Annotated in this window: 7 protein-coding genes; 3 read left to right on the plus strand and 4 right to left on the minus strand. The window is 70.0% G+C overall.

The features are described 5' to 3' along the window. Positions 1-277 (minus strand): hypothetical protein (locus VKA86_05715; protein ID HKK70696.1); only part of this gene is annotated, 277 nt, incomplete at its 3' end. A gap of 112 nt (positions 278-389) precedes the next feature. Next, positions 390-1,406 carry an NAD(P)-dependent alcohol dehydrogenase gene (locus VKA86_05720; GenBank protein HKK70697.1) on the minus strand — a complete coding sequence of 339 codons (1,017 nt, stop codon included), beginning with the start codon at positions 1,404-1,406 and terminating at the stop codon, positions 390-392. Between the two features lie 207 nt (positions 1,407-1,613). Between VKA86_05720 and serA the strand changes: the two genes are divergently transcribed. Continuing rightward, positions 1,614-2,843, plus strand: coding sequence for a phosphoglycerate dehydrogenase (gene serA / locus VKA86_05725; protein ID HKK70698.1), 1,230 nt, complete (start codon positions 1,614-1,616; stop codon positions 2,841-2,843). Between the two features lie 24 nt (positions 2,844-2,867). Here serA and VKA86_05730 read toward each other — a convergent pair whose 3' ends face one another. Further along, the gene (locus VKA86_05730) at positions 2,868-3,935 is read right to left on the minus strand and encodes a dihydrodipicolinate synthase family protein (protein ID HKK70699.1); all 1,068 of its coding nucleotides are present in this window, start codon (positions 3,933-3,935) and stop codon (positions 2,868-2,870) included. A 209-nt stretch (positions 3,936-4,144) separates the two neighbouring features. On the opposite strand from VKA86_05730, the gene VKA86_05735 reads away from it, so the two are divergent. Both VKA86_05735 and VKA86_05740 read left to right on the plus strand, forming a co-directional pair. Further along, positions 4,145-5,020, plus strand: a complete 876-nt coding sequence (locus VKA86_05735) for an META domain-containing protein (protein HKK70700.1) — start codon at positions 4,145-4,147, stop codon at positions 5,018-5,020. Between the two features lie 72 nt (positions 5,021-5,092). Next, positions 5,093-6,973: a hypothetical protein gene (locus VKA86_05740; protein ID HKK70701.1), complete on the plus strand. Its 1,881-nt coding sequence runs from the start codon at positions 5,093-5,095 to the stop codon at positions 6,971-6,973. Positions 6,974-7,192: 219 nt separating this feature from the next. On the opposite strand, the gene VKA86_05745 is transcribed toward VKA86_05740, so the two are convergent. Then, positions 7,193-9,532: sulfatase (locus VKA86_05745; GenBank protein HKK70702.1), on the minus strand; the 2,340-nt coding region annotated here is incomplete at its 5' end.

The following is a 9,532-nucleotide window of genomic DNA, read 5'->3' on the forward strand; positions in this document are numbered from 1 at the left end:
GGTGCAGGAAGCTGAACGGCCAGAAGTCGACGGCCTTCGTGGAGCGAGTGACGAGGGCCGGTCGGAGGTCCGGCCGCGTGTGCCACAGCCGGGTCTCGAGCGGTCCGAGCCCGGCGGGCCGGCCGGGAACCTTCGCCACGACGCCACCGTCGACCCGGCCGATCAGGTTCTGCACCGTCCGTCCCCCGACGGTGCTCGTTCCCTCGAAGGTGAGCGTCGCCCTGAAGTCGTCGGAGCTCTCGAAGCCGGGGACGTTCTCTTCGAACGATCCGGGCACGACCGGGATCGGGGTTTCCGCAGCGATCTCGTGATCGGGTGTGCCGGTCGTACCGGCCCGAGGGCACACCGAACGCATTCGGCAGACCCTCGGACCGGCCCCAGGCAGCCGACTACGCAGCCTGGAAGTCGTTCTCCAGCACGATCCGGTACCGCGCCTTGCCCGCCTCGAGGTGCTCGAAGGCCTCGTTGACCTTGCTCATCGGGAAGGTCTCGGTGACGGCCTCGATGCCGTGGCGGTCGCAGAACTCGAGCATGGTGCGGGCGGTCTGGGGTGAGCCCAGCGGGGTGCCGCTCAGGCTCTTCTGCCCGCCGATCAGTGTGAAGGCGGCCACCTCGATCGGCTCGGGCACCGCGCCCACGGTGTGCAGCCGGCCCTTCGGCGCGAGCGCGGCGAAGTAGGCCTGCCAGTCGAGCGGCACGTTCACCGTCGACAGGACGAAGTCGAAGCGGCCGGCGACCTCTTCCAGGGCGGCGGCGTCGCGCGAGTTCACGACGTGGTGGGCGCCCATGCCCAGGGCCTCGTCGGCCTTTGCGTCGGTCGAGGTGAAGGCGGTGACCTCGCAGCCCCACTTGGCCAGGAACTGCAGCGCCAGGTGGCCAAGGCCGCCGATGCCGACCACGCCCACGCGGTCGGTCGGCTCGACGTCGAACTCGACGATCGGGTTGAACACGGTCAGACCGCCGCAGAACAACGGGCCGGCCTTCTTCGCGTCCACACCGTCGGGAATGGGTACGGCCCAGGCGCCGTGGCAGCGCACCTTCTCGGCGAAGCCGCCGGGGCGACCGATGATGGTCGACTCGACGCTGCGGCAGTGGTTGTGATCGCCGCTCATGCACTGGTCGCAGTACATGCAGCTGCCGCTGAACCAGCCCAGGCCGACGGTCTGGCCCACCTCGAGATGGTTCACGTGGTCGCCCTTGGCGGCGATCGTACCCACCACCTCGTGGCCGGGCACGATCGGATACTCGGTGAACTGCCAGTGATTGCGGGCCATCGACAGGTCGCTGTGGCACAGGCCGCAGGCGGTGACGTCGATCTCGACCTGGTCGGGGCCGAGGGTGCCGAGGTCGATGTCGACGACCTCGAGCGGTCCGTCGGCGGACTTGGCGGCGTAGGCGCGGGTCATGGGACTCCCTTGGACTGGTCGAGCGCGGGGGCTCGAGCGGGCAGCGCCGACCGTCGTGGCGTGGCGCCGAGAAACCGGGGGCGATCAGGATCGGCTGCGGCGGAGCCGAGCGCAAGTCGCGAGCGGACTCGGCCGTGGACGTCGGCGCCGATCGACGCGAGACTCGTGGAATCCCCGATCGGTTCCCCGACCCCGAGACGCGCCGCCATGACCCGCGAGACCTCCTTCCCCAAGAACAAGATCCGCGTGCTGTTGCTCGAGGGGATCCACCCCGCCGGCGTGGAGCGCCTCGAACGGGAGGGCTTCGACGTCGAGACCCTTCCGGGCGCGCTCGATCCCGAAGTCCTGGCCGCGCGGGTCGACGGCGTGCACCTGCTCGGCGTTCGCTCGAAGACCAGCCTGCCCGACGTCGTGTTCGATCACGCCAGGCGATTGCTCGCGGTGGGAGTGTTCGGGATCGGGACGAACCACGTGGAACTCGGCGGTGCGCGTCGTCGCGGCATTCCGGTGTTCAACGCCCCGCACGCGAACACGCGCTCGGTGGCCGAACTCGTGATCGGACTCGTCGTCATGCTGCTGCGCGGCCTGTATCCGAAGATCTCCGCCGCCCACGCCGGCCGGTGGGAGAAGACCGCGACCGACAGTGTCGAGGTCCGTGGCAAGACGCTCGGGATCATCGGTTACGGCCACATCGGCCAGCAGGTGTCGGTGCTGGCCGAGGCGCTGGGCATGTGCGTCCTCTTCCACGACGTGGTCGACAAACTGGCCCTGGGCAACGCGCGGCGGGCGGCGTCGTTGCCGCACCTGCTCGGCGAGGCCGATGTGGTCACGGTGCACGTGCCCGCCGATCCCACCACGCACCACCTGCTCGGCGCTCGCGAGTTCGAGGCGGCGAAGCCCGGCCTGCAGTTGATCAACACGAGCCGCGGAACGGTGGTCGACCTCGAGGCCCTGGTCCGCGCGCTCGACACCGAACGGGTGGCCGGTGCGGCCGTCGACGTCTTTCCCGAGGAACCGCACTCCCGCGGCGACGACTTCGACACGCCGCTGCGCGGCCGTTCGAACGTCCTGCTCACCCCGCACATCGGTGGATCGACGCTCGAGGCCCAGCGGGGAATCGGCGAGGAGGTCGCCGAGAAACTCGTGCGCTTCACGAACAACGGTTCGACCCAGGGCGCGGTGAACTTCCCCGAGGTCGCCCTGCCCGACGTGGCGGAGCATCACCGCATTCTGCACGTTCACGAGAACGTTCCCGGCGTGCTGCACGAGATCAACGAGCTCTTCGCCGACGAGGGCGTGAACGTGGGTCAGCAGGTGCTGCGCACCCTCGACGACGTGGGCTACCTGGTGGCCGACGTCGACGAGAGCTGCACGTTGGACATGGTCAAGCGCCTGCGCCGCCTGGAGCACACGATCCGGGCACGGCCGTTGTTCTAGGGAGTGGCTCGTCGGACTTCCGGGTCACAGGTCGAGGTACCCCGTCAGCGGCCGCACCCCGTCCCGATCGAGGATCGCGTCCACGGCTGCGATCACCTCGGGGGCCATGACCGAGCCGTCGAACAACGCGGGAGGCTCCACGTCGGTCGCGCGGTGGCCGTGGGCGAGCACGTGGTCGACCGCGCGGTTGGCGTTGGCGAAGGCGTTTCCCACCGGTACCGGGGCCACTGCCTCGAAGAGGTCGGCCACACGTTTCTGCAGCGCACTGGAATGGGCCTTCGCCGCGTCCAGGTGTCCCGACAGCGTCGCGCGGACGATGGCGGCCAGTTCCTGGCCGAAGTTGTTCGCGCTGCCCAGGAGCAGGCCGTCGTAGAGGCCACCCCCGGCGCGCAAGGAGGTGGCGTAGTCGCTCTCGGCGCCGCGCACCAGGACGGGTGCATTCAGGGGCGAGGTCTCGCCGGCCAGACGGTCCTCGCCGCTGGAGTCCTTGAACAGCACGATCTCCTCGTGCGCGCCGACGAGCGCGCGGAAGGTCTCGGCGGCGATACGACAGCCGGTGACCTGCGGGATCTCGTACACGGCCATGGGCATGCGCGCGCGGCGGCCGATCTCCTCGAAGTGGTGGGCGATGCGCAACTGGTCGACGTCCTCGCCCACCGGTGGCGCCACGCAGATCCCCACCCAGCCGCGGGCACGCAGGACGTGCAGGTTGTCCTCGAAGGATGCGTTCGGCGAAGTGCCGAGCGCTTCGTGCAGTCGTTCCAGACGCCCCAGGGCCTGTTCGGTGTCGGCGGCGAGCAGGGCGAACAACAGGTGACCGTCGATCGCGTCGGCCTCGGGTGCGGTGACGGCGTCGAGTAGCTGGCCGAACTGGCGATCGTCGAGTTCCCAGCCGTCGCCGGTCGAGCCGGCCACCATCCACAGCGGCGTGTGGCCGCGCAGCACCCGCTGGTGACGACGCAGGCGCTCGACGTCGACGTCGGCCGTGCCCGGCCGGTAGGGCGTGAGCAGCGGGACCCAGAGCGGAAGGGCGGCACCGGGGATCACCGCGCGGAGGATCTCGGCGCGGGGCGGGGGCATCGGGTCGGACATGGTGGATCGGCCGTCGATCGGGCTGCGGTTGTCGGGACGCCCGAGTACAGCCGATCCGCCGGCCGGTGTCCACCGTGGACCTTCCCGTCGGGAATGGTCCCGACTCGCCGAGCGTAGACCTGCGCACCGGCCCGACCGATGATTCGCCGACGGCCTGGCCACGGCTCGGCGTGGGTGGCACACTCGACACGCACTCTCCGGGAGGGACCATGCGGACGCTCGCCCTGTTCGGTTTCCTGCTCGTCACCGTACCGGCTTCCGCGGCGGAAGCGCTCGACCGCGAAGCCGTCGCCGGCGCCACCATCACCGGGATCTACGAGCAGCCGATCACGTTGGTCGACGGCGTCTACGAGGGTGAACCCTTCGTCGAAGGTGGCGTCGCTCGCCCGCAGGTGGTGCTCGTACCCTGGCTGCTGCACACGGCCGACCTCGACGGCGATGGTACCGACGAAGCGGTCGCGTACCTCGAGGAGAACTCGGGCGGGACGGGACACCTCCTGTACGTGGCGGTCTTCGAGCGCCGCGACGACGACGTCGTGTCGACGGCGACCCACTACGTGGGCGATCGCGAGCAGATCCGGCGTTCGACGATCGAAGGTCGCACCGTGGTGCTCGACCTGATCGCGCACGGGCCGAACGATCCGGGGTGTTGCCCCAGCCAGCTACAGCGCCGCCGCTACACGCTGAACGAAGTGGGGCGCCTCGAGGAGACCCGCGAGATCCTCGGCGACGCGACGATCGATCTGCTCGACGGCAGCGCGTGGCGCTTGCGGTCGTTCACGTACCGGGGCGAGCCCGTCGAGGCCGCGGAGGTGATCCTGCGCGTCGACGATCGGCGCGTGTTCGGGAGCGCGGGCTGCAACCGCTTCGAGGCGACGTTCACCGTCGCGCGCCGGCGCGGACTCGAGTTCGGTCCGGCGATCCGCACCAAGAGGATGTGCCCGCCGCCGGTGATGAAGGTCGAAGACCGCTTCCTCGCCGCCCTCTCGGGTGTGGAGCAGTGGAACTTCCTCGCGGGACGGCTGGCGCTCGTGTACGTGGACGAGGACGAGCGGTTGTCGAGCCTGATCTTCGAGCGGCAGTGAGGAGCGACCACGCGGGACCGCGATCGTGTTAGCCTCGGGACCCTGCTCGTTCGCCGGAGGACCGCACTCGTCATGCACCGTGGACTCGCCCTCGCCCTGCTCGTCGTCCTGGCCGCCCCGGCCCACGCGGCCACCGAACCGCTGAAGCCCCACGCCGCGGTCGTGGAGGAAGTCGTCGCCTTCCTCATGAGCGACGTCGGCGAGAACGGGATCCTGACCATGGACGACGACCCCGACGGCGAGCCCGTGCCACCCTACTTCTACCACTACGCGATCCAGCACACCGACAACCTGCGCAGCGCGACGAACGGCTATCCCGGCTACGCGAGCATCAGCTACCCGGGCTACACCATGGCGATCGCCATCGACGCCTTCCTCGGCTGGTGGCTGTACAGCGGCGATCCGGAGGGACTGGCGCGGGCCGTCGAGTGCGCGGACTGGCTGGTCGACCGGCGCACCCCGGCCACCGACCTCTACGGCAACTGGGTGTACAGCACGCAGACCGACGGCGTGATGGGCGGCGGCTACGATATCGACGCCGTGATGAGCGACAAGCCCGGCATGTTCGGCACACGCCTGCTGCGCCTCTACGACATCACCGGCGACACGCGCTACTTCGACGCCGCCGTCGAGATCGGCGCGACCTACCGCGACACCCAGCTCGAGGGCCCGGTGGAGGACGACGGCCGCTGGCCCTTCCGCGTGCGGCCGTCGGACGGGCTCGTCCGGCAGGACTACACCAGCCATCTGGTCCCGGCGATCCGACTGCTCGAAGAACTCGAGGAACGCCGGCCGGGTCAGGGCTTCGGCGACACCGCCGCGCGGGCGTGGAGCTGGCTCGAGAACAATCCCATGGATCCGGCGAGTGCGTCGTACCAGCGGTGGGAGGGCTTCTACGAAGACATCGGACCCGAGAGCGCCGGCCTGCGCGACCACTACTCGGCCGAGGCCACCGCCGAGGCGCTGCTGGAGCGCGGCGCGCCGGGTGATCTGGAGAAGGCGATCGAGATCCGGGACTGGTCGACGGACGTGTTCTTCGCTCCCGACGGCGTGCAGAACGGCAACGGCGTCTACACGTGGGCGCTGCTCGAGTGGCAGGCCTGGATGAACAGCACCTACGCCGCCACCGCCCAGTGGGGCGTGTTGCATCTACGCCTCGACCGCGCGGCGCGGGGCACGGCTCTGCACGATCCCACCTGGCGCGAGGCCGGTCTGCAGGCGTTGCACAACCTGACCTGGGGCCAGGCCCCGGCGTCGAGCGTGCCCACCGACGACGGCCGCATGCTCACCACGATCCGGGAACTCACCCAGCCGAGCTTCGGCCGCGAGACCTGGTACGAGCAGAACTTCAACACGGTGCTCTATCTGCTGCAGGCCTTCGATCTCGAGCCCTCGCTCGCCCCGGACGACGAGGGCCACCTGCTCGGCGTCGACGGCGCGGAACCGACGTCGTTGCTGTACGCGCCGGGATCGATCACCGCCGATTTCGGCGGCCCCGGGCAGGTCCGCGCGAAGCTGGCCGCCGAGCCCGCCGCCGTGTTCGTCGACGGGGCGTGGATCGATTCCACCGACCCACGCTGGGACTTCGATCCGAGCACGCAGGTGTTCACGCTCGACCATTCCGGCGGACGCGTCGTGTTCGATCGTGCGGGCAATGCGACCGACGCTCCGTCCAGCGTGGCGTCGATCGCGCGGCTGGACGTCGCACCCAACCCCTTCAACCCGCGGACCACGATCAGCTGGTCGCTCGAGCGCGAGCGGTCCGTCCGCGTGCGGGTGGTCGACGCGCGCGGGCGTCACGTGCGGTGGATCGCGCGAGCGGCGGCGGCGCGGGGCTCGGCGGTGTGGAACGGTCGGGACGATGCCGGGGCCGCGGTGGCCAGTGGCGCGTACCACGTGATCGCGACGAACGGAGCGGAACGCGTGGTCCGGGCGGTGGGCCTGGTGCGGTAACCGCGTTCGGGCACGCTCACGGCGACGCGCTTCCGGCGCGGAACTTCCACGGTTCGTCCCCAGGTCCAGCGCGAATCGGCGCTTCCGCCGCAGAATTGGGTCGGGGTCGCGAGCGCTTCCGCGGCGGAAGTGGGCCGGGAAGATTCCGGAATGGCGAATCCCTCTTCGGACCTGGCGGCTGCGGAGTCCGTCCGGTCGTCCACGTCCCGCCGAAACCCCTCAGTTCATGTACCCCAGCGCCCGCAGCGCGGCCTCGGTCTCGGGATCGATCGACGCCTCGGCCCGACGGTTCGTCGACAGTAGATCGAACACCCGTTCCTCGAGCGCCTTGCGGCGCCGGTCCACCAGTTCGGGATGCTGCGGGGCCACGTCCTCGCGTTCCCCGGGATCGCGGGCCAGGTCGAAGTAGCGGGTGGTCTCACGATCGACGTTCCATACGAGCTTCCAGTCGACGCCGCGGTGCGCGTAGCGCGTCGACGGTGCCTGCGGCGTGTTCGTCTGCACGAGCACGGTGCGGTCGCGCGGCGTGTGGTGGCGTAGACTGCGCCCCTCCGCGGCATCGGGCACGTCGATCCCGACCAGATCGAGGATGGTGGGCAGGACGTCGATGCCGGCGGCGAGGTCGTCGCGGACCACGCCGCGGGGTGCGTCGCGGCCGGCGGGCGGGCACACGATCAGCGGCACGCGGACCGAGGGTTCGAAGAGGTTCTTCACGTGACCGATGTGGTTGTGCTCGCCGAGCGACTCGCCGTGGTCGGCGGTGAACACCACCCAGGTGCGGTCGGCGCGGCCCGACGAGCGGAGCATCCGCATCAGGTCGCCGACCAGACGATCGGTCTGCGCCGACTCGAGACCGTAACGTCGCCGGATCTCGTGGACGCCCAGACGATGATCGTTCAGCACGCGAATCAACTCCACGGTGCCCGGACGTTCGAGAACGAGCGCCGTCGACCAGCTCCCCGCGGGCAGGTCGAGCGGGACCTCGTCCTCCAGGCGGGCTCCGGTCGTGCCCGGACTGCGGATTTCGAAGCGGCGGACCAACGTTCGGCTCGTCGTCTCGATCCGGAGCGTGTGCCGGCCGGCGTCGAGCTCGAGTTCGAGGATTCCCGGCTCGAAGTCCGACAGGGAGACGTCGGCGACCACCTCGTCGTCGACGACGAGCCGGGCTCTCTCATCGACGGTGCCGTAGGCATCGTAGGGTTCGTGCGGTTCGGACAGGTGCACGAGGGTGAACCGGGGTTGCGGATCGCCACCAGGTTCAGCGGCGAAGAACGCGCGCACGGGCTCGAGCGTCCGGCTCCCACGTCGCAGGAAGGCGGCCCCCAGCTCCTGGTCCCACGCGTGGAACCCCCGTGCGAAGCCGTGCCGTCGGACGATCGGGCTGATCGAGATCGCGCCCTGGCACCGGTAGCCGTTCCAGCGGAGGACCTCCGCCAACGTCGGCACGTCCCACGTGAGTTCGCCCTCGTGGTTGTTCACGATGCCCGCGGCGAGTGGTGTCCTCGACGTGAAGATCGACGCATGGCTCGGTCCGGTGATCGGGGAGTGGGCCACGGCGTTGCGGAACAGGATTCCGTTCATGGCCAGCGAATCGATCACCGTGGACCGGCCGGCGGGCGCACCGTAGATCGACAGGGCGTCGGCCCGCAGCGTGTCGATGACGATCAACAAGACGTCGTCGCGCGGAGCGGTGCGTCGTTCGACACCGGTCAGGCGCACACGCACGTCCTCGTCCGCCGAGGTGAGTACCAGGCGCCCGGGAGCGCCCACGTCGACGTCGGCCGGTGCGCGCAACCGGATCGACCCGGCGCTGTCGGCGATCGATGCGGCGTCCCACTCGGCGACCACGCGTCCCTCGGCGTCGACCTCCACGAGCGCGAGGCGGGTTTCGCTCGCGGCATCGATCGGAGACCCTTCGGCCACCCAGTCGATGTCGAAGGTTCCCGAGACGAGGAATCCCCGGTTCCCATCGATCCATTCGTGCGCGCTCAGGAAAGGCTCCTCGTCACGCCGGGTGTAGGCCCAGTCGGCGTCCTCGGATGCGACGCGCACCCAGTCCACGTACAGCCCGAGCTCGCGGCTTCCCGATGTGTGCAGACGGTCGCAGGCCAGACCGATCTCGTTGCGGCCGCGCCGGATCACGCCGTCGGGAACGTCGAGACGGAAGACCCGTGGGCGCGGAGGCAGATCGACGTCGCCCAGGACGAAGCCGTTGAGGGAGAGGGTGAGGGTCTTGGCCTCGATGCCGGGATCGATCCGCCCGGCGCGGATCTCCACGAAACCGGGGCCTTCGGCGTCGAGCTCCACCGCGACGAAGGCGTCGCGGTGCGCCGTCCACCAGCCCACCGGCTCGGGACCGTGCCAGCCCTCGGCGTCGATCGGTCGCTCGGAGCGTTCGAGGTCGATCACGCCGACGGCCTGGTTCCGCGCGACGAACTCCGCGAGCGTGTCGGTGGGCAGCGTGCGCTCGCGATCCGGGTCGGGACCCGGTCCGCAGCCGAGCAGAACGGTGAGGAGGAGCGTCACGGAGACGCACGGGAGAACGGGTGGGCGCATCGG

The sequence above is a fragment of the Candidatus Krumholzibacteriia bacterium genome (genome assembly GCA_035268685.1).
In the GTDB taxonomy this organism is placed as follows: Bacteria; Krumholzibacteriota; Krumholzibacteriia; order JAJRXK01; family JAJRXK01; genus JAJRXK01.

What these genes read in the sequence shown, in the direction of transcription:
- VKA86_05730 (HKK70699.1), bottom strand. Translation starts at nt 3,935, where the DNA reads ATGTCCGACCCGATGCCCCCGCCCCGCGCCGAGATCCTCCGCGCGGTG.
- VKA86_05735 (HKK70700.1), top strand. Translation starts at nt 4,145, where the DNA reads ATGCGGACGCTCGCCCTGTTCGGTTTCCTGCTCGTCACCGTACCGGCT.
- serA (HKK70698.1), top strand. Translation starts at nt 1,614, where the DNA reads ATGACCCGCGAGACCTCCTTCCCCAAGAACAAGATCCGCGTGCTGTTG.
- VKA86_05740 (HKK70701.1), top strand. Translation starts at nt 5,093, where the DNA reads ATGCACCGTGGACTCGCCCTCGCCCTGCTCGTCGTCCTGGCCGCCCCG.
- VKA86_05720 (HKK70697.1), bottom strand. Translation starts at nt 1,406, where the DNA reads ATGACCCGCGCCTACGCCGCCAAGTCCGCCGACGGACCGCTCGAGGTC.